Genomic DNA, 513 nt, shown 5'->3' on the forward strand with positions numbered 1-513 from the left:
TCCGGTACACGCGCTTGTGATTCCAGCCGAAGCCTTTCACGTTGCGCAGGTACAGGAAGCACAGTCCGAAGCCCCAGTTCCGGTGGTTGTCCGTCAGGCGCAGCAGCCAGTGCGCAATCTCGTCGTTCTCGGCGGTGCGCCGACCGACGTACCGATAACAGGCCTGGCTGATCCCAAATGCCTCACATGCCAGCCGGATCGATACGCCCCGGCTGGACACCGCTCGCATGGCCATCTCACGCCGGCAAGATGGCCTCAATCTTTTTTTGCGAGCGCCTCCGCTACGATCTCGGCCTTGATCTTCTCCTCGACGTACATCTTGCGCAGCCGGGCGTTCTCGGCCTCCAGTTCCTTCATCCGCGCGATCAGCGAAACGTCCATCCCGCCGTACTTCGAGCGCCATTTGTAGAACGTCGCCGTGCTGATACCCAACTCCCGGCACAGGTCCGGCACCGACAGCCCCGATTCCACGCGCTTGAGCGCGTCCATGATCTGGCTGTCCGTGAATCTCGA

The 513-nt window shown here is 61.8% G+C and carries 1 pseudogene; it reads right to left on the minus strand.

Annotation, left to right across the window (positions count from 1 at the left end):
* A pseudogene (locus tag ACNQQL_RS36070) lies at nucleotides 1-513 on the minus strand (transposase); the annotation flags it as partial.

Origin of the sequence: Burkholderia sp. LFS061 (assembly GCF_047978125.1) — a bacterium.
Taxonomy (GTDB): domain Bacteria; phylum Pseudomonadota; class Gammaproteobacteria; order Burkholderiales; family Burkholderiaceae; genus Burkholderia; species Burkholderia pyrrocinia_C.